19 protein-coding genes are annotated in these 20,735 nt (G+C 71.4%); 13 read left to right on the forward strand and 6 right to left on the reverse strand.

Annotated features, from left to right (window positions below; all coding sequences use genetic code 11):
* Positions 1 to 274 precede the first annotated feature (274 nt).
* The 3 genes from ABZU32_RS17000 (at position 275) to ABZU32_RS17010 (ending at position 1,782) form a co-directional block, all read left to right on the forward strand.
* The gene (locus ABZU32_RS17000; RefSeq protein WP_354837681.1) at positions 275 to 571 is read left to right on the forward strand and encodes a DUF4244 domain-containing protein; all 297 of its coding nucleotides are present in this window, start codon (positions 275 to 277) and stop codon (positions 569 to 571) included.
* 13 nt (positions 572 to 584) lie between these two features.
* Positions 585 to 1,064, forward strand: coding sequence for a TadE family type IV pilus minor pilin (locus ABZU32_RS17005; protein WP_354923072.1), 480 nt, complete (start codon positions 585 to 587; stop codon positions 1,062 to 1,064).
* 376 nt (positions 1,065 to 1,440) lie between these two features.
* The gene (locus ABZU32_RS17010) at positions 1,441 to 1,782 is read left to right on the forward strand and encodes an Rv3654c family TadE-like protein (protein ID WP_354923075.1); all 342 of its coding nucleotides are present in this window, start codon (positions 1,441 to 1,443) and stop codon (positions 1,780 to 1,782) included.
* 210 nt (positions 1,783 to 1,992) lie between these two features.
* Here the strand turns inward: ABZU32_RS17010 and ABZU32_RS17015 are convergent, their stop codons facing one another.
* A complete protein-coding gene (locus ABZU32_RS17015; protein WP_354923078.1) occupies positions 1,993 to 4,335 on the reverse strand; it encodes a DEAD/DEAH box helicase in 2,343 nt (780 codons plus the stop codon).
* A 155-nt stretch (positions 4,336 to 4,490) separates the two neighbouring features.
* On the opposite strand from ABZU32_RS17015, the gene ABZU32_RS17020 reads away from it, so the two are divergent.
* The 4 genes from ABZU32_RS17020 (at position 4,491) to ABZU32_RS17035 (ending at position 9,305) form a co-directional block, all read left to right on the forward strand.
* Positions 4,491 to 4,841 carry an STAS domain-containing protein gene (locus tag ABZU32_RS17020; RefSeq protein WP_114029683.1) on the forward strand — a complete coding sequence of 117 codons (351 nt, stop codon included), beginning with the start codon at positions 4,491 to 4,493 and terminating at the stop codon, positions 4,839 to 4,841.
* A 2-nt stretch (positions 4,842 to 4,843) separates the two neighbouring features.
* The gene (locus tag ABZU32_RS17025; protein WP_354923081.1) at positions 4,844 to 5,314 is read left to right on the forward strand and encodes an ATP-binding protein; all 471 of its coding nucleotides are present in this window, start codon (positions 4,844 to 4,846) and stop codon (positions 5,312 to 5,314) included.
* Positions 5,315 to 6,350: 1,036 nt separating this feature from the next.
* The gene (locus tag ABZU32_RS17030; RefSeq protein WP_354837688.1) at positions 6,351 to 8,687 is read left to right on the forward strand and encodes a sodium-translocating pyrophosphatase; all 2,337 of its coding nucleotides are present in this window, start codon (positions 6,351 to 6,353) and stop codon (positions 8,685 to 8,687) included.
* Positions 8,688 to 8,822: 135 nt separating this feature from the next.
* Positions 8,823 to 9,305, forward strand: a complete 483-nt coding sequence (locus tag ABZU32_RS17035) for a histidine phosphatase family protein (protein WP_354923084.1) — start codon at positions 8,823 to 8,825, stop codon at positions 9,303 to 9,305.
* A 160-nt stretch (positions 9,306 to 9,465) separates the two neighbouring features.
* Here ABZU32_RS17035 and serB read toward each other — a convergent pair whose 3' ends face one another.
* Positions 9,466 to 10,692, reverse strand: coding sequence for a phosphoserine phosphatase SerB (gene serB / locus ABZU32_RS17040; protein WP_354923087.1), 1,227 nt, complete (start codon positions 10,690 to 10,692; stop codon positions 9,466 to 9,468).
* A gap of 106 nt (positions 10,693 to 10,798) precedes the next feature.
* Here serB and ABZU32_RS17045 point away from each other — a divergent pair, with 106 nt between their 5' ends.
* The gene (locus ABZU32_RS17045) at positions 10,799 to 11,941 is read left to right on the forward strand and encodes a GNAT family N-acyltransferase (RefSeq protein WP_354923090.1); all 1,143 of its coding nucleotides are present in this window, start codon (positions 10,799 to 10,801) and stop codon (positions 11,939 to 11,941) included.
* Entirely contained in the window at positions 11,938 to 12,816 is an 879-nt protein-coding gene (locus ABZU32_RS17050) for a lysophospholipid acyltransferase family protein (RefSeq protein ID WP_354923093.1), read from the forward strand. The genes ABZU32_RS17045 and ABZU32_RS17050 overlap by 4 nt, the downstream gene beginning before the upstream one ends.
* 119 nt (positions 12,817 to 12,935) lie before the next feature.
* Here ABZU32_RS17050 and ABZU32_RS17055 read toward each other — a convergent pair whose 3' ends face one another.
* The 3 genes from ABZU32_RS17055 to ABZU32_RS17065 form a co-directional block, all read right to left on the reverse strand.
* Positions 12,936 to 13,520 (reverse strand): hypothetical protein, encoded by a 585-nt coding sequence (locus ABZU32_RS17055; RefSeq protein ID WP_354837698.1) that lies wholly within the window; start codon positions 13,518 to 13,520, stop codon positions 12,936 to 12,938.
* Positions 13,521 to 14,042: 522 nt separating this feature from the next.
* Positions 14,043 to 15,119 (reverse strand): S-adenosylmethionine:tRNA ribosyltransferase-isomerase, encoded by a 1,077-nt coding sequence (locus tag ABZU32_RS17060; RefSeq protein ID WP_354923096.1) that lies wholly within the window; start codon positions 15,117 to 15,119, stop codon positions 14,043 to 14,045.
* Positions 15,116 to 15,844: an SDR family oxidoreductase gene (locus ABZU32_RS17065; RefSeq protein WP_354923099.1), complete on the reverse strand. Its 729-nt coding sequence runs from the start codon at positions 15,842 to 15,844 to the stop codon at positions 15,116 to 15,118. Before ABZU32_RS17065 ends, ABZU32_RS17060 begins: the two co-directional genes overlap by 4 nt.
* Before the next feature lie 125 nt (positions 15,845 to 15,969).
* Here ABZU32_RS17065 and ABZU32_RS17070 point away from each other — a divergent pair, with 125 nt between their 5' ends.
* Together ABZU32_RS17070 and ABZU32_RS17075 are read left to right on the forward strand one after the other, a co-directional pair.
* Positions 15,970 to 17,127, forward strand: a complete 1,158-nt coding sequence (locus ABZU32_RS17070) for a GAF domain-containing sensor histidine kinase (RefSeq protein ID WP_354923102.1) — start codon at positions 15,970 to 15,972, stop codon at positions 17,125 to 17,127.
* A gap of 61 nt (positions 17,128 to 17,188) precedes the next feature.
* Entirely contained in the window at positions 17,189 to 17,830 is a 642-nt protein-coding gene (locus ABZU32_RS17075) for a response regulator transcription factor (RefSeq protein ID WP_354923105.1), read from the forward strand.
* Positions 17,831 to 17,879: 49 nt separating this feature from the next.
* Here the strand turns inward: ABZU32_RS17075 and ABZU32_RS17080 are convergent, their stop codons facing one another.
* A complete protein-coding gene (locus ABZU32_RS17080; protein WP_354923108.1) occupies positions 17,880 to 18,626 on the reverse strand; it encodes a hypothetical protein in 747 nt (248 codons plus the stop codon).
* Positions 18,627 to 18,759: 133 nt separating this feature from the next.
* Here ABZU32_RS17080 and ABZU32_RS17085 point away from each other — a divergent pair, with 133 nt between their 5' ends.
* Entirely contained in the window at positions 18,760 to 19,554 is a 795-nt protein-coding gene (locus ABZU32_RS17085; RefSeq protein WP_354837709.1) for an ABC transporter ATP-binding protein, read from the forward strand.
* A gap of 204 nt (positions 19,555 to 19,758) precedes the next feature.
* Positions 19,759 to 20,703, forward strand: a complete 945-nt coding sequence (locus ABZU32_RS17090) for an SPFH domain-containing protein (protein ID WP_354837711.1) — start codon at positions 19,759 to 19,761, stop codon at positions 20,701 to 20,703.
* Positions 20,704 to 20,735: the final 32 nt, after the last annotated feature.

Raw genomic sequence — 20,735 nt, forward strand, 5'->3', positions numbered from 1 at the left:
GCCTCGGGACGGAGCTCGGACGGAGCGCCGATGGTCGGTACGCAGGCTCGGGCGGCATGGCGGCTGTCCGTGCATAGGTCGAAATGAATGGCATCTCCGCAGTGGGGCCTGGCGTCGGCCGACTTATCCACAGGCTTGGCGCGGGGTCGGCGGGTTGTCCACAGAATGACGTTCGGCCCAGAAGTGGCCCCCTCCGCTCGGCGAAGCTGTCCTCGCTGGTCAAGGTCCGGGTGGTCACCCACACGGCGACGATGACGACTTAAGGGGAGGTCCGATGCGCAGGTGGATCCGTCGACGGGGGCGGCACGCGCTCAAGGTCATTCGGGACGGAAAGGGGGCAGGGCTGCATCACCGCTTCCAGCGGCTGCGGGTGCGCGTTCAAACCTCCGCGAGCACGCGCGTCAAGCTGGCCCGCATGCGAGCGCAGGCAGGGATGTCCACCGCGGAGTACGCGGTGGGCACGATCGCCGCCTGTGCCTTCGCGGGCCTCCTGTTCAAAATCGTCAGCAGTCCCGAGGTGCGGAAGATGCTGTCCGACATCATCAGCCGGGCCCTCAGACTCGCGGGATGAACCGGTGGCCCACGTGGACATAGCGGAATCGGGGCGGACGCGGAGGCGGCGGTCACGGCGGAGGCGGTGGACACGACGTCCGGGTTTCTCGCGGTCTGAGTCCGAGTCGGGGTCGGTCACGGCGGAGACGGCCGTCGCGCTCCCATCGCTGGCCCTGGTGCTGGGAGCGGCTCTTTGGGCCATCGCCGCGGTCGGTGCTCGACTTGAATGTGTCGATGCGGCACGGGCCGGCGCCAGGGCGGTCGCCCGCGGCGAGGCACTGGAGGTCGTTCGGCGATTCGCCGGCCGTGCGGCTCCTCCAGGTGCGGTCGTCTCGATCACCCGCGACGCGGAACTGAGCCGGGTGACCATTTCCGCCACCATCCGCCCGAGCTGGGCCGTCGGAATGCCGCCGGTCCACGTGGCCGCCACCGCGACCTCCTCCACCGAGGGGGGAGTCGACGACTTGATCATGGAAGCACGACAGGCGCCGACCGGTGTTGAGCCTGAGTGACGGCACTCCGCCGACGCCCTGAGAACAGTAGAGATCACCCCCGGAACCGCCGAAGCACTCCGCCTGCCCATGACACCAGGCCACCGCCTCACGCCCCCGAACAAGGCACCGGCTCATGACCGCAGGTCGAAATCTGTTCTGGCGGTCGAGGAGCCGATGGAGGGGCCGTTGATGGGGGGTGACGGGCTGTTGGGGGCGGGCTGGAATCACCGAGGGAGGCTCTGGCTCATGGCGTCAGATCGAGATCTGCTGAGGCGGGTCGAGGGGCTGATGAGGGAGGCGTCGATGCGGGGGATGGGCCGTTGGGCAGGTCGAAATGTCAATGGGGCGGGAGTCCATGGTGAGGGCGTGGTCGGTCGTTGAGGCGGGGCGACAGATGGGGAGTGATCGGGGGGCGGGCACTGTTTGGGTCGTCGCGCTCATGACGTTGATCTGGTTCACCGCGGGCGCGTTGGTGCTGGTAGGGGTCGCGCGCACAGCCCGGCACCATGCTCAGTCGGCCGCCGATCTCAGCGCCCTGGCCGCGGCGCGCCAGGCGATGGCATCGCCGGAGACGGCGTGTCGGCACGCGCGCGATCTCGCCTCGGCCAACGATGCTTCGATCACGCAATGCCATGTTGAGGGAGCCGTGGTCATCGTGCGGGTCGAGGTCCCATTGCAACTCCCATGGTTCGGCGATCGCCACGCCTCCGCCGAAGCGCGCGCGGGTCCCAGGTGACCACTTGTACGAAGATCCGCGTCCGTGGACAGCCTCACAGCGGGGGTCATCGGTGGGACCGGAGAGCGAGTAGGTGAACTCCGTCAGATGGGTCGTGAGGAGTCGGTGGCTTCGGTTAGGAGGGTGGTGAGGGCTGGTGGCTTCGGTCGGGTGGGTGGTGAGGAGCCTGCGCCTCTCGTTCGGACGGTGGTGGCCGCGCTGGTGAATTCGTCAGGTGGGGGGTGAGGGGATGGTGGGTTTGGTCAGGAGGGTGGTGAGGAGGCGGATGGCGCCTTGTTTGTCAAGGGGGTCGTTGCCGTTGCCGCATTTGGGGGACTGGATGCAGGACGGGCATCCGCGTTCGCACTCGCAGGAGGCGATGGCCTCGCGGGTGGCCGTGAGCCAGTCGAGGGCGCGGGCGTGGCCGCGCTCGGCGAAGCCGGCTCCGCCCTCGTGGCCGTCGTAGACGAAGACCGTGAGGAGGCCGGTGTCCGGGTGCAGTTCGGTGGAGACGCCGCCGATGTCCCAGCGGTCGCAGGTGGCGAACAGCGGGAGCAGGCCGATGGAGGCGTGCTCGGCCGCGTGCGCCGCGCCGCCGAGGTCGAGGCCCTCGGCGAGCAGCGGTGCCACGGCGGCGTCCGGGAGGGTCCACCACACGGCGCGGGTGCGCAGGGTGCGGGGCGGCAGGTCGAGGGGTTCCTCGCCGAGCACCTCGCCGGTCTTGACGCGGCGCTTGAGGAAGGACACGACCTGCCGGGTGACCTCCACCGTCCCGAAGTGCAGCTCGCCCGGCCCGAAGGCGTGCGACCGCAGGGATTCCAGCACGGAGATGTCGGTGACGTCCCGGGCGAAGGTGGAGTAGTCAGGGTCGGACGCCGACACCAGGGCGACGCCCGCGTTTAGGTCGAGTTCCTCCACGAGGTAGGTGTCGCCCTGGTGGATGTGCACGGCGCCGGTGTGGACGGCGGTGTGGGCGGACGGCTCGTCGACGGTGCCGAGCAGCCGCCCAGTGGAGGACTCCACGACCTCGATCGGCGGCCCGCCGGAGCCCCGGATGTCGGCCAGGTTGGCGGCGCGCTCGCGGCGTGTCCAGAACCAGCCCTGGGGGCGGCGCCGGAGCATCCCGCGCTGGACGAGGTCGTCGAGCACCTCTTCCGTGGAGGGGCCGAACACCGGCAGGTCCGCCTCGGTCAGCGGGATCTCGGCCGCCGCCGCGCACAGGTGCGGGCCCAGGACGTACGGGTTGTCCGGGTCGAGCACGATGGCCTCGACCGGCCGGCCGAAAAGGGCCTGCGGATGGTGGACGAGGTAGGTGTCCAGCGGGTCGTCGCGCGCGATCAGCACGGCGAGGGCGTCCTGGCCGTCGCGGCCCGCGCGTCCGGCCTGCTGCCACAGAGAGGCACGCGTGCCGGGCCATCCCGCGATGAGGACGGCGTCCAGTCCGGACACATCGATGCCCAGTTCCAGGGCGTTGGTCGTCGCCAGGCCGGTGATCTGGCCGGAGCGCAGCGCCCGTTCCAGGGCGCGCCTGTCCTCGGCGAGGTACCCGGCGCGATAGGCCGCCACCTTGGCGGGCAGCTCGGGCGAGATCTCCTCGAGGTTCTCCCGGGCGATCAGCGAGATCGTCTCGGCGGCGCGCCGCGACCGGACGAAAGCGAGGGTGCGCACGTCGTCGATGACCAGATCGGTGAGCAGGTCGGCGGCCTCGGCCGTCACCGTGCGCCGGACGGGGGCGCCTCCCTCGCCCCGCAGATCCGTCAGAGGCGGCTCCCACAGGGCGAAGGTCGTGGAACCCCGGGGAGAGGCGTCCGTGGTCACCTCGGCCATCTCAAGGCCCGTCAGGCGCATCGCGGCGGCGGCGGGGTCGCTGACCGTGGCGGAGACCAGCATGAATACCGGATGGGAGCCATACTTTCCGCATATCCGGCGGAGGCGGCGCAAGATCTGGGCCACATGTGATCCGAAGACACCCCGGTACCCATGGCACTCGTCCACGACGACCAGCTTCAGCCGGCGCCAGAACGACGACCAGGCCGAGTGGTGGGGCAGCATCGACCGGTGGAGCATGTCGGGGTTGGTCAGCACGTAGTTCGCATGCTTGCGCACCCATTGACGCTCGTCGGGCGGAGTGTCCCCGTCGTAGGTGGCGGCGCGCACCTGGGCGAGCTTCAGATCGCGCACCGAACGCAACTGGTCGGCGGCCAGTGCCTTGGTCGGCGTCAGGTACAGGACCGAGCCTCCGGACAGGATCTCGGACACGGCCGGCACCAGGTAGGCCAAAGATTTTCCCGACGCGGTGCCTGTCGCGATGATCACGTTTTGGCCACGATGTACCAGCTCAGCGGCGGTGGCCTGGTGCTCCCAGAGACCCTCGACGCCGAGATTTCGCAGACGGCTGACAAGCAGCTCGTCGACCCAGGAAGACCAGGTCGCCTTACCTGCCTGACGTGCGGCGACGTACTCTACGTGTGTGATGCGTTCACGGCGCGCGGGTACGCCGAGCAGACGAGCAAGGATCGGGTCCGCTCGCCGTGAGGGTGATGTAGTCGGAGTCACTGGTTTCCAGTTTGGCATCTTGGGGGAGAGTCGCCCGGAGTCGTGATTTCGTATAGACACGAAGGCGGGGCGTGGTTGAATGCCGCGCGTCAGGGTATTGCGCGCTGGGACTTGGGGTCCCAGCATGTCAGACCCCTCGTCGTGGACTCAGCAGGCAAGGCGCTGGAGGATCTGTGGATCTGAAGTTGGACCACCACACTGAAGACCGACTCACCATCGTGGAAGTCGAGGGTGAGATCGATGTCTATACCGCGCCGAGGCTGCGTGAGCTGCTGATCGACCTGGTCAACAAGGGCAACTTCCACCTTCTCGTCAACATGGAGAAGGTGGACTTCCTGGACTCCACGGGGCTCGGTGTCCTGGTCGGCGGGCTCAAGCGCGTTCGGGCGCACGACGGCTCCCTGGAGCTCGTCTGTACGCAGGAGCGCATCCTGAAGATCTTCCGGATCACCGGCCTGACCAAGGTCTTCGGGATTTACGCCTCGGTCGAAGAGGCCAAGGAAGCTCACGGCCGAGACAAGTAGTCATGGCCACCGTCGAGCTGACGTTCAGTGCCCTTCCGGCTCACGTGCGCACCGCGCGGCTGGTCGCAACGGCCATCGCGCGGCGCACCGGGGTTGCGGAGGACCTGCTGGACGAGGTGCGGCTCGCTGTGGGTGAGGCCTGCTCACGGGCAGTGGAGGCACACCGCGTCCACTGCCCGGGCGAGCCCATCCGCATCGAGTTGTGCGACGACTCAGGGCGCTTCGAGGTCACCGTCACCGACTCGGCACCGAGCGACGATCTCGAACAGGCGTACAAGGACGAGGACGAGTTGCCGACGGCCGTCAACGGCACCGAGTTGGCCAGCCTGCTCCCCGCCGACACGCTGATGTCCGGGTTCGGCATCGCCGTCATCGCCGCGCTGGCCGATGACGTCGAGGTGTATCCGAGTGCCAAGGGGCTGCGGATCAGGATGAGCTGGCCCGCCGCCGCCGCCGGGTTCGCCACCGCCTGAGAGTGGCCACGGGGGCTGTCTTCCAGCGGGGCCACGGGGTCGTCTTCTCGGTTGTTCCATCTCGTCGGGGTGACTCGGATCGACCTGGTCGATCGCGCTCGCCCCGGCCAGGCATGGTCCGGCCCACCGCCCGGGATCCGTCGATCCTGAGTGCCAGGGATCGCGCCGGTCGGTTCCCGGTCGTGCGACGCGAGCCTGACCGGCGCCGTCCTGGCGCGTGGTCGCGCCGCGGGCGTCGGCCGCGCGCTGCCGACCTGGCCGTCCTGACCCTGCTCACCTCCGTGCAGGCGCCCTCTGCCCGGGCATCCTGGCAGAGCGGCGCCGCGCCACCGAGGTCGTCGCGCCACCGAGTTCGTCGCACCGCGCCGGACTGTCGCATGAGCGCGAGCCTTACGGCGCGCCGCGCCGCGACGGGCTGCCGCATGAGCGCGAGTCTTTCGCGCCGCTGGTCAGAATCCTGCCGCGTTGTGGGCGGGCCGCTGTGGGGTGGCCGGCCGGGTGCCAGGGGGAGGGCGCCCTGAGGCCGGCAGAGGCGGGCTGCCGGCATCTTCGCGTGATCCGTCCTCGTGCCGTCAGCATCCGGCCGTCCTGGTGAGGGCCGAGGGCCGCTGAAGGCTGGAGTGGAGGGCGGTGCCGGCGGAGGGGTGTTCATGGTGGTGCGGGTGAGGGTGTTGGGGCGTCGCCGCACGTCAGCGCGGGTTTACGGACATAATAATTAGGCAATGAACGTCTGTCCGTAACCCGGCCGTCGATCGATCTGACACACGGAAAACCGCGTTGTTACTGGGCAAAGCCCCGCACCTTACTGGACTGGGCCCTAATTGGCTGGTGGAAGAGGCTTCATATCTGGCCTGTGCCTGCGTAGACTCCCGGCACCGGCCAAGGTTTTGTCCCCGCAGATCAACGACGCCCTGCGGGAAGGTCTGCGGACGTTACCGGAAGCGGCACTGCCAATCCAGCTCGGATGCGCGCCGCCCCCCGACTGACTCGCAGCGCGGTCTGGGCATGGACCTACCCGTCTGGCCGAGGAGGACGGATGTCTAGGCTCAATCTCGCCGCTGACGACGCCGCAGCGGTATCTCTTAGCGGTTCCCACCTCACAATCGTGATCGTGGTGGCCGCCGTGGCGCTGCTGGCGCTCGCCGTAGCGGGCGGTCTCGTCCGCGAGGTGCTCGCCGCAGGTCAAGGCACAGAGCGAATGCAGAACATCGCGCGAGCGGTCCAGGAAGGCGCCGCCGCGTATCTAACGCGACAGTTCAGAACGCTTGCACTTTTTGTGGTGCTCATCCCGTTCCTGCTGCTTCTCCTGCCCTCGGAGTCGACCAGCGTCGCCATCGGACGCTCCGTCTTCTTCGTGGTCGGTGCGGCATTCTCCGCGTTGACCGGCTTCATGGGTATGTGGCTGGCTGTGCGGGGCAATGTCCGTGTGGCGGCCGCCGCCCGCGAGGCGGGTGAGAAGCCCGCGATGCGCATCGCCTTCCGTACCGGTGGCGTGGCCGGCATGTTCACCGTCGGGCTCGGCCTGCTGGGCGCCGCGATCGTCGTGTTCATCTACAAGGGCGACGCTCCGAGCGTGCTCGAGGGCTTCGGGTTCGGCGCGGCGCTCCTGGCGATGTTCATGCGTGTCGGCGGCGGCATCTTCACCAAGGCGGCCGACGTGGGCGCCGACCTGGTCGGCAAGGTCGAGCAGGGCATCCCCGAGGACGACCCGCGCAACGCCGCCACGATCGCCGACAACGTGGGCGACAACGTCGGCGACTGCGCCGGCATGGCGGCCGACCTGTTCGAGTCCTACGCGGTCATGCTGGTCGCGAGCCTCATCCTGGGCAAGGCGGCCTTCGGCACCGAGGGCCTGGTCTTCCCGCTCATCGTCCCGATGATCGGCGTGCTGACCGCGATCATCGGCATCTTCACCACCGCGCCCCGCAGCGGCGACCGCAACGGCATGGCGGCCATCAACCGTGGCTTCTTCATCTCGGCGGCGATCTCGGCCGTCCTGGTGGCCGTGGCCGCCTACCTCTACCTGCCCGGCTCGTTCTCCCAGCTCACCGACGTCAGCCCGGCGATCGCCGGGCTCAGCTCCGACCCGCGGCTGATCGCCATCGGCGCCGTCCTCATCGGCCTGGTGCTCGCCAGCGCCATCCAGGTGCTCACCGGCTACTTCACCGAGACCAACCGCCGCCCGGTCAGGGAGATCGGCGAGAGCTCGCTCACCGGCCCGGCCACGGTCATCCTGTCCGGCATCTCGGTCGGCCTGGAGTCGGCGGTCTACTCGGCGCTGCTCATCGGCGGCGCGGTGTACGGGGCGTTCCTGCTGGGCTTCGGCAACGTGACCGTGGCGCTGTTCGCGGTGGCCCTGGCCGGCACCGGCCTGCTCACCACCGTCGGCGTCATCGTGTCCATGGACACCTTCGGCCCGGTCTCCGACAACGCGCAGGGCATCGCCGAGATGTCCGGCGACGTCGAGGGCGAGGGCGCCCGCATCCTCACCTCCCTCGACGCGGTGGGCAACACCACCAAGGCGATCACCAAGGGCATCGCGATCGCGACGGCCGTGCTCGCGGCGACCGCGCTGTTCGGCTCGTTCCGCACCGCCGTCGAAAGCCAGCTCGCCGCGGCGAGCGCCGGGGTGAAGGACGCGCTGGGCTCCTTCAGCTCCTTCAGCCTCAGCGTGGACTCGCCGAACGTGCTCGTCGGTCTCATCATCGGCGCCGCGGTCGTGTTCCTGTTCTCCGGCCTGGCGATCAGCGCCGTGGGCCGCGCGGCGGGACGGGTCGTGTTCGAGGTGCGCGAGCAGTTCCGCACCAAGCCGGGCATCATGACCGGTGAAGAGCTGCCCGACTACGGCCGCGTCGTGGACATCTGCACCCGTGACTCGCTGCGCGAGCTGGCCACGCCGGGCCTGCTGGCCGTCATGACGCCGATCGCGGTCGGCTTCGCCTTCGGGTACGCGCCCCTCGGCGCCTACCTCGCGGGCGCGATCGCCGCGGGCACGCTGATGGCGGTCTTCCTGGCCAACTCGGGCGGCGCCTGGGACAACGCCAAGAAGCTCGTCGAGGACGGCCACCACGGCGGCAAGGGGTCGCAGGCCCACGAGGCCACCATCATCGGCGACACCGTCGGCGACCCGTTCAAGGACACCGCCGGTCCGGCGATCAACCCGCTGATCAAGGTCATGAACCTCGTGGCCCTGCTCATCGCCCCGGCCGTCGTGACCTACGCCGACAACGCCGTCGTCCGCGTCGGCGTCACGCTGGTCGCGGTCGTGATCGTCGTCGGCGCGATCGTCGTCTCCAAGCGGCGCTCGACGAGCATCGCCCCCACGGGCGGCACCCCGGCCGAGAAGGTCGAGACCGAGAAGGTGTCGAGCTGACGACCAACGGCATCTAGTGCCGCACGGCGCGGCGCCGGCCTGAACGGCCGGCGCCCGCGGGCGGCCAGAGGTGAAAGTGCGGCTACCGTCCGAGGAGGGCGGTAGCCGTACGCGTGTAATGGGATAGTTGGGGGAGTGAACACGCTCATCGTGCTGAGACATGCCAAGGCCGCGCACGTGCCCGGGCTGGCCGACCGCGAGCGTCCCCTCACCGATCGCGGCGAGCGGGACGCCGAGCGGGCCGGTGAGACGCTCAGGCGGCTCGGGCTGAGTCCTGAGCTGGTGCTGTGCTCGCCGTCGATCCGCACCAGGCGCACCGCCGAACTGGCGCTGGCCGGCCTCGCCTCGGAGGCCCCCGTCCACGTCGAGACCGAGATCTACGAGGCGTATCCGGACGAACTGCTGGAGCTGATCGGCCGTACGGACGGCGAGGTGTCCACCCTGCTGCTGGTGGGCCACAACCCGGGGGTTCACGAGCTGGTCCTGAACCTCTCGCTGACGCACGACGACGAGGGGTTCCCGCCGGGAGCGTTCGCGGTGCTGGAAACCGGCCCCTGGGCCGACCTGGGGCCCGGAGACGGCCGCGTGGTCGGCCGCTGGACCCCCAAGGGGCACTGAACGCCGCCGGCACGCCGTCCGCTCGAAGCCGGAGGCCGCCGAAGGCCCGCGAGGTGCCATGGGCGTGAGGCCGGGGACGGCCGCGGCAGGACGCCGATGGGCGTGAGGCCGGGACGGCCGCGGCGGGGTGCCGAAGGCCCGCGAGCCGGGGCCGGGTCCGTCAGGTGGTGGGGGGAGCGGTGAGGCCGTCTTCGGCGTCGGCGGCCTCCACCTCCTCGCGGGAGATGCCGAGCAGGTACAAGATCGCGTCGAGGTACGGGACGTTCACCGCCGCGTCGGCGGCCTGCCGCAGGACCGCCTTGGCGTTGAACGCGATGCCCAGCCCCGCGGCCGCGATCATGTCGAGGTCGTTGGCGCCGTCGCCGATGGCCACGGTCTGGCTGATCGGGATGCGCGCCTGCTGGGCGAACCGCTCGAGGGCCCGCGCCTTGCCGGGACGGTCGACGATCTCGCCGATCACCCGCCCGGTGAGCTTGCCGTCCACGACCTCCAGGGTGTTGGCCGCGGAGTAGTCGATGCCCAGCTCGGTGACCAGAGAGTCGGTGATCTGGGTGAAGCCGCCGCTGACGATCGCGAAGCGGTAGTCCAGCCGCTTCAGGGTGCGCACCAGAGTGCGGGCGCCGGGGGTGAGGACGACCTCCTCGCGGACCCGTTCGAAGACCTCCTCCGGCAGACCCTCCAGGAGGGCGACGCGTTCGCGCAGTGAGGCGGCGAAGTCGAGCTCACCTCGCATGGCCGCCGTCGTGATCTTCTCGACCTCGTCCATGCACCCGGCGTGCGCGGCCAGCAGTTCGATGACCTCGCCCTGGATGAGCGTGGAGTCGACGTCCATGACGATCAGCCGTTTGGCCCTGCGGTGCAGGCCGGAGCGCTGTACCGCGACGTCGACCTGCTGCAGCACGGCCTCGGCGGTCAGCGCGGTGCGCAGCGCGTCGGGGTCGGCCCCCGAGATCGCCAGCTCGATGCAGGTGACCGGCAGGTGCGCGAGCCGTTCGATGCGGTCGATGTTGGCGCCGGCGGCGGCGATGCGGCCCGCGATGCCCGCCAGGGCCGCCGGCTGCAGCGGGTTGCCCAGGACGGTGACGTGGAGGCGCCCGCGGCGGCGCTTCTCCTTCAGGTCGGTGCCCGTCGTGAGCTCGACCTCCATGCCGAGGTCCTCGGCGACGCGCTCGACGGCGGCCCACATGGCGCCCAGGGTGCCGCCGGTGCCGGTCGGCGGGCCGCCCGCGTAGGCGACCAGGACGCCCAGGACCAGCCGGCCGCGGATCACGACCTGCTCGACGTCGGCGACGGTGACGGGGAAGGAGGCCAGCACGGTGAACAACCGGGAGGTCACTCCGGGTCGGTCGGGGCCGGTCAGCGTGATCAAAAGCGTGCGCTGCTTCATCGCGGACAACGCTACCGACCGCTCAGAGTGCGCGTGCAAGCGGTTCACCATACGGACGGCAGATGGCCATGTCCCCATGTCTTCATGGGTGTGCACAGGAGGAGGCATGCCCATGACCGAGGTGCTCGCCAGTCAGGTCCGTGGCGGAAGCGTCGACGAACCCCTCGTCCGGTCCGATGCGCGGCCCAGTGCCGGGCCGGAGAAATCTCTCGTCCACCCCGGCGCGGCGCCTCCAGGCCCGCGCGCCGGTCAGGAGCAGCCGCTCCTCCACTCGCGTCCCGACCCGGGCTCAGAGCAGACGAGCCCGCGGGCACACCTGGAGGGTCCGAGTCCCAGGGCACACCTGGAGGGTCCGAGTCCCAGGGCACACCTGGAGGGTTCGAGTCCCAGGGCACACCTGGAGGGTTCGAGTCTCAGGGCACACCTGGAGGGGGCGGGCCCCCGTACGCGCCTGGAGGCGGCGGGCTCCCGTGCCCGGCTCGAGGCCGGGCGGATCGTCACGGAGGCCCCGCCCCGGCCGGGGCTCGGCCAGGGGACGCTGACCGACGCGCGCGGTCGCTACACCGTCGAACTGGCCAAGGACGCCGCCGACATGCGGGCGGCTCAGCGGCTGCGCTACGAGGTGTTCGCCGAGGAGATGGGCGCCCACCTCGACTCGCCGATCTCCGGCCTGGACGTGGACCGGCTGGACGCCTACTGCGACCACCTGCTGGTGCGCTCGGGCGACACGGTGGTCGGCACCTACCGCATGCTCGCGCCAGGACGGTCCGACCGGCTGTACTCCGAAGGGGAGTTCGACCTGTCGGCGCTGGCCGGTATCCGTGGCGGCATGGTCGAGGTGGGGCGCACCTGCGTCCACCCCGACCACCGCGGCGGAACGGTGATCGGCCTCATGTGGGCCGGCATCGCCCGGTACATGGTCGCCGGCGGCCACACGTGGCTGGGCGGCTGCTGTTCGGTGCCGCTGGACGACGGGGGCGGGGCGGCCGCGGGCGTGCTGGACGGCATCGGCCTCGGCCCGGAGCGGTACCGCGTGACGCCGCACGACCCCTGGACGGGCGAGGGCGTGGCCAGGCCCGACCGGTTCGTGGTGCCGCCGCTGCTGCGCGGCTATCTGCGGCTCGGGGCGTGGATCTGCGGGATGCCGGCCCACGATCCGATGTTCGGGACGGCCGACTTCTTCGTCCTGCTCTCGCTGGCCAACGTGGACACCCGCTACCTGCGGCACTTCCTCGGAGTGGCGGAATGAGCGGCGGCTGGCTGCCCGTGGCCCCGTGCACGGTGGATTCGTGCGTCGCGGCCCCGGCGGAGCTCACCGGGCCGCTGCGGCGCGTGGCGCGCCTGGTGGGGGCGGTCGTGGTCGTGCTGGCCGGCCTTCCGTGCACGTGGGCCGCCCGCGCGCTCGGCGGGTCGCGGGCGGACGCGCTGGCGATGGCCTGGTCCCGTACCTTCCTGCGCGTCCTCGGGCTGCGGCTGGAGGTACGTCAGGGGTTCACCGTGCTGGGCGGCGCGGCGGTGCCGATGCGGGTGGTGGAGGAGGAGCCCGGGAGTGCGGGGGCGCTGCTCGTCGCCAACCACGTCTCCTGGCTGGACCCGCTCGTGGTCGCGGCGACGACCCCGTGCCTGGCGCTGGCCAAGAGCGAGATCGCGGCGTGGCCGTTGATCCGCTCGCTCGTGGCAGGGTCAGGTGCGATCTTCATCCACAGGGAGCGCCTGTCGACGTTGCCCGGAACCGTGCGGGCGATCGCGGACGCACTGCGCGCCGGCCGGTCCGTCGTGGCCTTCCCCGAGGGCACCACCTGGTGCGGCAGGGGCGGGGGGCCGTTCCGCCGCGCGGTCTTCCAGGCGGCGATCGACGCGGGCGCGCCGGTGCGGCCGATCACGCTGCGGTTCCGCGACCGCGCCGGTCATCTGGCGACCGGGCCGTCGTTCGTCGGCGATGACACCTTGCTGGCCTCGTTGGTCAGGGTGGTGTCGGCCAAGGGGCTCGTCGTCGAGGTGACGAGGTTCCCGCTCATTCCGCACACGAGCGGGGTCGACAGACGCGCCCTCGCCGGCCTGGCTCATGCCACCGTGCTGGGCGACCACCTTCGCCACCACGAACACCTGGCCGTCGCCGCGTAGCCGTATCCGGGTTGCACCGCGCCGGGTCGCGCGCCGCGGTACGGCGCCGTGGCGCTCGTGGACGGGCACGCGGGCCGCGCCGCGCCGGGTCGGCGACCCGGCGCGGGCGGTGCGGGGGATCAGCCGACCTTGGTGGTGGCCTTCTTGGTGAAGTACCAGCTCTTGACGCCGATACGGTCGAGCTCGGCCCGGCTCAGGTCCTCGGCGCCGGTCGGGACGTCGAAGGAGTTGACGCCCAGCTTCGCGGTCACGTTGCCCTTGACGCTCTTCTTCAGCTTGACCTCGATGGTCAGCCAGTCGTGGTCGCCCTTCTCCAGCTCGTAGGGCGACCAGCACCAGAAGCCGTCGGGGTAGAAGTCGCACTCGGTGCCCTTGGGGCCGTCGAAGTACACCGTTCCAGTGCGGCCCTTGGGGAGGGTGCCGCCGAGGAAGTAGGCGTCGGCCACCCAGGGGCCCTTGTTGACCGCCTTGATGGAGTAGACGATCGTCCCGCCGCGCTTGATCTTCTTGGGGCCCTTCACCGTGACGGCGAAGGACGAGTACGGCTCGGCGGCGCTGGTGCGCGCGGAGGTGTGGGCCGTGGCTCCCGAGGCCGTGGTGGCGGACGCGGGGGCGGCGGAGGCCGGGGTGGCGGCGAGCAGCAGGGCGCCCGCGAGCGGGGCGGTCGCGAGCGCGGTCGCGATTTTGCCGAGGGGGTGGCGCATGCACGTCTCCAGGGTCGGGGAGAGGACGGGAACGCGCGGCGCCGTGGGATGGGCGCGCGGTCCCCGATGGACACGCGAACCGTCCCTGCGGGCATGCAGGGCATCCCCGCACGCGAAGGTGGGGATCAGGTCCCCTGGACGGGAGGCCATCCCGTCGCGGAGCGGAGAGCACGGGTTCGCGAATAGATCAGTGGTTCTATCTTGATCGATTGCCGCGTTCCACTTATATCCGTCTTATTTCGATATGATCACAAAGGGTGCCATTCACGTAGCTGGGCGCTCTGCGCTGTCCGCCGATGCGATGACGGGAAACCCCTGGTATCGCACCCAGGAACACCAGGTATTGAGCACGAGAACATCGGTGCGGGGTGAGGAACGGCCGGCCGGACGAGGCGGAGACACCGGCACGCGGGTAGGTGACCTCCTGAGGCCGCGACACCGGTCCGGCGCCGGAGGAGGCCGAGGCGCATGCCCGTCATGGGCATGCGCCTCCTACGGGCCAGAGCGATCTCGCGCATCACCTCAGGGGAATCGACCCGGCGTGATCATGTGAAGATCGCCGAACTCATGCCATAGATAACCCTCGCGCAGTGCCTCCTCGTACGACCGGGCGAGCAGGTCCTCCCCGGCGATGGCCGACAGCATCAGCAGGTGACTGGATCTCGGTTCGTGCAGACCGGTGATCAGGCCGTCCACCGCCCGCACCCCCGTGGCGGGCGTGACGATGTGCGAGGTCCACCCCTCGGCCGGGCGCACCCCGCCACCCCCCGCGGCCGCCGTCTCGAGTGCTCGCACCACGGTGGTGCCCACCGCGATGACGCGTCCCTCGGCCTGGCCGACCAGGCGGGCGGTCGAGGCCGGGACGGCGAAGCGCTCGGGGTAGGGCGGTTCGTCCTTCTCCGGCGAGGCGACGCCGGTGTGCAGGGTGATGGGAGCGATGACGACGCCCCGGCTGACCAGGGCGGTGACCAGCTCGTGGCTGAACGGCCGCCCGGCGCTCGGCATCTCGGCGCTGCCGGGGCGCACCCCGAAGACCGTCTGGTAGTCCGACAGCGGCCAGTCGTGCCCGACGTAGGAGTAGCGGATCGGCACGCCGTGCGCCCCCAGGTAGGCGGGCACATCGCGGTCCAGCGTCGCCCGCCACAGCCGGGGCGTCTCGCGCTCCAGCAGGCGAAGCGTGGCGCCGCCGGGCAGCGGCAGCCACTCGCCCGGCTCGCCGCCCGCGTACGGGGCGGTCGTGCCCCGTGTGCGGCGCCGCAGTTCCACCAGCCACGAGCCGTCCTCGCGCTCGGTGGAGAAGTGGACGGCCAGCCGGTCGAGCGGCACGGCCGCGGGCAGCGTCGCGGAGTCGTTGACCACCAGCACGTCGCCGGGGTCGAGCAGGCCGGGCAGGTCGGTGAAGGCGTGATGGGTGATCGCCCCACCGCCGTTCTCGCCCACCGTACGTGTGATCGATCCGCCGCCGTTCCTGCCGGTCGTACGGGTGGACGATCCGCCGTGCTTCTCGCTGACCATGAGGCGGACGGCGTCGCGGGCCAGCCCCCGGGCCTCCGGCGGCTCGTGCGCCTCGCGCACCGGGGGGAGGTCGAAGGCGATCACCGGATCACCCGCCCGCTGCCCGGCCGTCGCTTGATCAGATCGACCAGGAACGGCGCGACGGCGGCCGGGTCGGCCGCCTGCGCGGCCTCCTCCTCGCCGAGGGCGTCCGCGAGCATGCGCGTGCGCATCTCGCCGGGGTCCACCCACCAGACGGCGATGTCCGGTTCCTCGACGGCGAGCACGCTGGACAGGTGGTCCAGCGCCGCCTTGCTCAGGCCGTACCCACCCCACCCCTCGTAGGCGCCCACCGCCGCGTCGGAGGAGATGTTGACCACCGCGCCCCTGCGCTCGCGCAGCCCCCGCAAGGTGGCCTGGATCAGGGCGAGGGGCGCGACCACGTTGGCGGCCAGGGCGTCGGCGAGCGCGTCCAGAGGGTAGGCGGCCAGCGGGGGCAGCGGGACGGCCCCGAGTGTGCTCGCGTTGTTGACCAGCAGATCCAGGCCGCCCAGCTCGTGCGCCGCCTCGGCCAGGCGGGCCCGGTGGGCGGGGTCGGTCACGTCGCCCGCGAGCGCGGTGGCGCCGGTCTCCCGGGCGGCCTCGGCGAGGTCGGCGGCGCCGCGGGCGGTGATGACCAGGCGCCACCCCTCGGCGGCCAGGGCGCGGGTCAGGGCCAGTCCGAGCCCCCGCGAGGCCCCGGTGACCAGAGCGGTGGGCGCCGCGGCGGCGGAGTGGGGGGCGGTGTCGGTGGAGGGTGGGGGCGCTGGGGTTCGGGGGTCGTCTGCCATGAGGGCGACGTTAGGAAGCGGAGGGCGCGGCGGGCATCGGCCCGGGGACCGGTCCGCGCGCGGGCACATCGGCCTAGGACCATCGACCGAGCCGCGCGGCCCCCGCGTCCCCTTACAGTGTGGGCGTGACGACGGAACCGGTCATTTCCGGCGGCGGCGCAGGGGGCGAGCGGCGCGACGCCGTGCTGCAGGCCGTCAGCTCGGCCGTGCTCGCCGTCACCCGGCACCTGTCGGTGCGCGAGGTGCTCCAGGTGATCGTGCGCTCCGCCCGTGAGCTGTTGAACGCCCGGTACGCCGCGCTCGGCGTGCCCGACGACGACGGTTCGTTCGCCGAGTTCGTCGCCGAGGGCGTCAGCGACAAGCAGTGGGAGGCCATCGGCCCGCTGCCGCGCCAGCACGGCATGCTGGCCGCGATGCTCCGCGAGGCCGAGCCGGTGCGCCTGCCCGACATCCGCGAGGATCCCCGGTTCGAGTGGTGGCCGAGCGCCCACCCGGTGCTCAAGGACTTCATCGGAGTGCCGATCCGCGACGGCGGCCAGGTGCTCGGCATCATCTTCCTGTCCAACAAGCGCGCGCCGGGCGGGTTCGACCGGCAGGACGAGGACCTGCTCACGCTCTTCGCCGCGCACGCGGCGATCGCGCTCACCAACGCCCGCCTGTACGAGCGGGGCCGTGAGCTGACGGTGGTGGAGGAGCGCACCCGCATGGCGCACGAGCTGCACGACGCCGTGACCCAGAAGCTGTTCTCGCTGCGGCTCACCGCCCAGGCCGCGGCCTCGCTGGTCAGGGCCGATCCCGAGCGGGCGGCGGCCGAGCTGGACCGGGTGCAGCGGCTGGCCGGGGAGGCGCTCGCGGAGCTGCGGGCGGTGATCGTCGAGCTGCGGCCGGCCGATCTGGACCGCCACGGGCTGGCCGAGACGTTGCGCAAGCACGTGGCCGTGCTCGACCGGCTCCATCCGGTGCGGGTCGCCTTCGCCGCCGACGCGCTCGGCGACCTGCCGCCCGAGACCGAGGTGGCCGTGCTGCGCGTCGCCCAGGAGGCGCTGCACAACGCCCTCCGGCACGCGGAGGCCTCCCAGGTCGAGGTACGCCTGGAGTCCGACGGAACGCGCGTCAGGCTGGCCGTCAGGGACGACGGGCGTGGTCTGCCGGTCGGTTCGCCCCCCTCCCGGGGCCTTGGGCTGGCGTCGATGCGCGACCGGGCCGAGGCGGCCGGGGGGACGCTGACGCTGGAATCACACCCGGACGCCGGCACGACCGTCCGGCTGGAGCTGCCCACGTGAGCAGGGACGGCCGTCCGGCCGCGGCTGTTCGGGTAGGCCGGGACGGGGCGGGAGGACGGCGGTGATCCGCGTGCTCGTCGCCGACGACCATCCCGTCGTGCGCCAGGGCCTGCGCACCTTCCTCGACCTGCAGGAGGATCTGGAGGTCGTCGGGGAGGCCGCGGACGGAGCCGAGGCGGTGGCCATGGCCGGGGCGCTCGACCCCGACGTGGTGCTGCTCGACCTGAGGATGCCCGTGCTGGACGGGCTGGGCGCGCTGCGCGAGATGGCCGCCCTCGGACTCGGGGCACGGGTGATCGTGCTGACGTCGGTGAGCGACAGGCAGGACGTGGCGCCCGCGATGCGGTCGGGCGCCGCGGGATTCCTCTACAAGGACGTCGAGCCGGCGGCCCTCGCGCAGGCCGTCCGCTCGGTGCACGGCGGCCAGGTGGTGCTGGCGCCCGAGGCGGCCGAGGCCGTCCTCTCCCAGCCCCCGGGCGGCAAGGACCACGGCTCCGCCGCCGGGACGGTCGCGGTGCTGACCGACCGGGAACGGGAGGTGCTCGCGCTGATCGCCTCCGGCCGGTCCAACAGGGAGATCGCCCGGCATCTCGTCGTGGCCGAGAAGACCGTCAAGACCCATGTCTCGAACGTCCTCATGAAGCTCGGCGTGCAGGATCGCACGCAGGCGGCGCTCTACGCCGTGCGTCATGGCCTGGCGTGAGCGTCACCGACGTGCGAGATCGCACTCAGGCGCCGCTCCACGCCGCGCGTCATGGCCTGGCTTGAGCGTCCCTCTCGTGCCGGGCCTCGACGATGGCGTTGTGGGCGGCCACCCGGGCACGGCGCACGGCGCGGTCGAGGTCGCGCAGGGCCTGTCCGCGGACGGCGACCTGGCCGGCGGTGAGCCCGCGCTCGTCGGCGAGGCGCAGCACCGAGGCCAGCCGCGCCGTGAGCGCGGCCACCCGGTGGGCGCGGGCCGGGTATCCGGGGGCGAGGCCGTCGTCGGCGCCCCCGATCGACGGCTGGCCCCTGCCGGGTCCGTCGACCCCCGACAGCGCGTCGGTCGCCGAGCGCATGGCGGAGGTGAGGGCGTGCTCGGCCTCGGCCAGGCCGGGGACGTCCGGCGGGGTGGCCTCGGCCTCCATGGCGGTCCACAGGACGCCGGAGTAGGAGGAGCCGCGGCGGTCGGGCGAGGGGACCAGGCCGAGGCAGCGGTCGCGCAGCACGGCGGTGGCGGCCTGCCCGGCCTCGACGGCGGCCATGGTGAAGGGGAGCGGCCCTGTGAGGCCGAGGGGGTCGCCCGCGACGGGCAACGACAGGCGCAGGGCGCTGACGCCCTCCGCGCGCAGGTCGGCGAGGAACCGGCGAAGGGGGACCTCGGTCACCACGCCGGAGACGACCTGCGGTCCCGCGGCGCGCTCGAGCCGGTCGACGGCCTCATCCAGACCGACATGTCCGGCAAGCCAGGCGTTGCCCCATGCGACCAAGGTGGCGGAGATCGGTGAATCGGGGTGCACCGATCCACGATATGCGCTGATGCTGCAATAGGTTTGGTCCAGAGGGACACTGGGCGGGGCGACCTGCCCGGTGAAGCCGGGGCGGTCCCGATCGAGGGGGCGCTCCGGACGATCATGTCAGGAGGTATCCGGGATGGGTGGTCAGGTGCTTCGGCTCCAGGACGTCGCCGTCCGCAGAGATGGCGCGGCCCTGCTGCGGGGCATCGACTGGACCGTCGAGGAGGACGAGCGCTGGGTGGTCATCGGCCCGAACGGCGCGGGGAAGACGACCCTGCTTCAGGTCGCGGCTTCCCTCCTCTATCCGAGCGAGGGGTCGGTCGAGATCCTGGGCGAGCGGCTGGGGCAGACCGACGTCTTCGACCTGCGCCCGCGCATCGGCCTGGCCAGCGCGGCCCTCGCCGAGCGGGTGCCCGGGGACGAGAAGGTCATCGACCTGGTGCTCACCGCGTCCTACGCCATTCTCGGGCGGTGGAACGAGGAGTACGACTCCGGGGACGTCACCCGCGCCGTCGAGCTCATCGACCAGCTCGGGTGCGCCCATCTGATCAGGAGGAAGTTCGGCACGCTGTCGGAGGGCGAGCGCAAGCGCGTGCAGATCGCCCGTGCCCTCATGCCCGACCCCGAATTGCTGCTGCTCGACGAGCCCGCCGCCGGGCTTGACCTCGGCGGCCGGGAGGACCTCGTGCGCCGGCTGTCGGCGCTGGCCTACGACGCCACCGCCCCGACGATGGTGCTGGTCACCCACCACGTCGAGGAGGTGCCGAGCGGGTTCACCCACGTCCTGCTGCTGCGGCACGGCTCGGTGGTGGCCCAGGGGCCCATCGAGTACGTCATGACCGCCGACAACCTCTCCCGCACCTTCGGCGTGCCGCTGAGCCTCGAGCGCAGCATGGACGGCCGCTGGTACGCCCGCGCCCTCCCGGGGTGATCGGCGAAGCGGCACACGGGCCCTCCTGGGGTGACCGGCGAAGCGGCACAGAGCGTGCCCTTCCGGGGTGAGCGGCGAAAGCGGCGTACGACGGGCGATTTGTGATTGATACCGACCGCTCCGCGCGGTTCACGACCGCGTAAAGGGAAAACCAAATAGCATTCCGGCCGGGGCTCATCGGTTTCTTCGGGTCGGAGTTGGCTCATGACACAGCTCGTCGTCGCCATGATCGTGGTAGCCATCGCGGGGTTCGCGTTGTACCGCACCATCCGCATCGTCCCCCAGGCGCAGGCGTTCATCATCGAGCGGCTGGGGCGCTACCACCGCACCCTCACTCCGGGCCTGAACATCGTCGTGCCGTTCATCGACGGGGTGAAGACCATGGTGGACCTGCGGGAACAGGTGGTCTCCTTCCCCCCGCAGCCGGTGATCACCTCTGACAACCTCGTGGTGTCGATCGACACCGTCATCTACTTCCAGGTGACCGACCCCAAGGCCGCGACCTACGAGATCGCCAACTTCCTCACCGGCGTCGAGCAGCTCACCGTCACCACCCTGCGCAACGTCGTCGGCGGCATGGACCTCGAGCGCACGCTGACCTCCCGTGAGGAGATCAACTCCGAGCTGCGCGGGGTGCTGGACGAGGCCACCGGCAAGTGGGGCATCCGGGTGAACCGCGTGGAGCTCAAGGCCATCGACCCGCCCGCGTCCATCCAGGACTCGATGGAGAAGCAGATGCGGGCCGACCGCGACAAGCGCGCCTCCATCCTGTCCGCCGAGGGCCAGAAGCAGTCGGCGATCCTGACGGCCGAGGGCGAGCGCCAGGCCGCGGTGCTCAAGGCGCGCGGCGAGGCGGAGGCCGCCGTGCTGCGCGCCCAGGCCGACGCCGAGGCCCAGGCCATGCGGGCCAAGGGCCAGGCGGACGCGATCGCCATGGTGTTCCGCGCCATCCACGAGGGCAATCCCGACCAGCGGCTGCTCGCCTACCAGTACCTCCAGACGCTGCCCGAGATCGCCAAGGGCGACGCGAACAAGGTGTGGATCGTGCCGTCCGAGATGGGCAAGGCTCTGGAGGGCCTGGGCAGCCTGTTCGGCCCGGGCAGGGAGGCTCCGTCCGCCAACCGGAACTCGGCCCCCGAGCCCCACTGACCTCGCCGCCCGAGCCGCACTGACCGTCCTCG

The organism is Sphaerisporangium sp. NPDC005288 (assembly GCF_040607475.1).
Classification (GTDB): Bacteria; Actinomycetota; Actinomycetes; order Streptosporangiales; family Streptosporangiaceae; genus Sphaerisporangium; species Sphaerisporangium rhizosphaerae.

Excerpts from the sequence above, each read along its gene's own strand:
- ABZU32_RS17010 (WP_354923075.1), top strand. The coding sequence starts at position 1,441 with ATGGGGAGTGATCGGGGGGCGGGCACTGTTTGGGTCGTCGCGCTCATG.
- ABZU32_RS17065 (WP_354923099.1), bottom strand. The coding sequence starts at position 15,844 with ATGGCAGACGACCCCCGAACCCCAGCGCCCCCACCCTCCACCGACACC.
- ABZU32_RS17085 (WP_354837709.1), top strand. The coding sequence starts at position 18,760 with ATGGGTGGTCAGGTGCTTCGGCTCCAGGACGTCGCCGTCCGCAGAGAT.
- ABZU32_RS17055 (WP_354837698.1), bottom strand. The coding sequence starts at position 13,520 with ATGCGCCACCCCCTCGGCAAAATCGCGACCGCGCTCGCGACCGCCCCG.
- serB (WP_354923087.1), bottom strand. The coding sequence starts at position 10,692 with ATGAAGCAGCGCACGCTTTTGATCACGCTGACCGGCCCCGACCGACCC.
- ABZU32_RS17045 (WP_354923090.1), top strand. The coding sequence starts at position 10,799 with ATGCCCATGACCGAGGTGCTCGCCAGTCAGGTCCGTGGCGGAAGCGTC.
- ABZU32_RS17090 (WP_354837711.1), top strand. The coding sequence starts at position 19,759 with ATGACACAGCTCGTCGTCGCCATGATCGTGGTAGCCATCGCGGGGTTC.
- ABZU32_RS17000 (WP_354837681.1), top strand. The coding sequence starts at position 275 with ATGCGCAGGTGGATCCGTCGACGGGGGCGGCACGCGCTCAAGGTCATT.
- ABZU32_RS17025 (WP_354923081.1), top strand. The coding sequence starts at position 4,844 with ATGGCCACCGTCGAGCTGACGTTCAGTGCCCTTCCGGCTCACGTGCGC.
- ABZU32_RS17015 (WP_354923078.1), bottom strand. The coding sequence starts at position 4,335 with ATGCCAAACTGGAAACCAGTGACTCCGACTACATCACCCTCACGGCGA.
- ABZU32_RS17030 (WP_354837688.1), top strand. The coding sequence starts at position 6,351 with ATGTCTAGGCTCAATCTCGCCGCTGACGACGCCGCAGCGGTATCTCTT.
- ABZU32_RS17050 (WP_354923093.1), top strand. The coding sequence starts at position 11,938 with ATGAGCGGCGGCTGGCTGCCCGTGGCCCCGTGCACGGTGGATTCGTGC.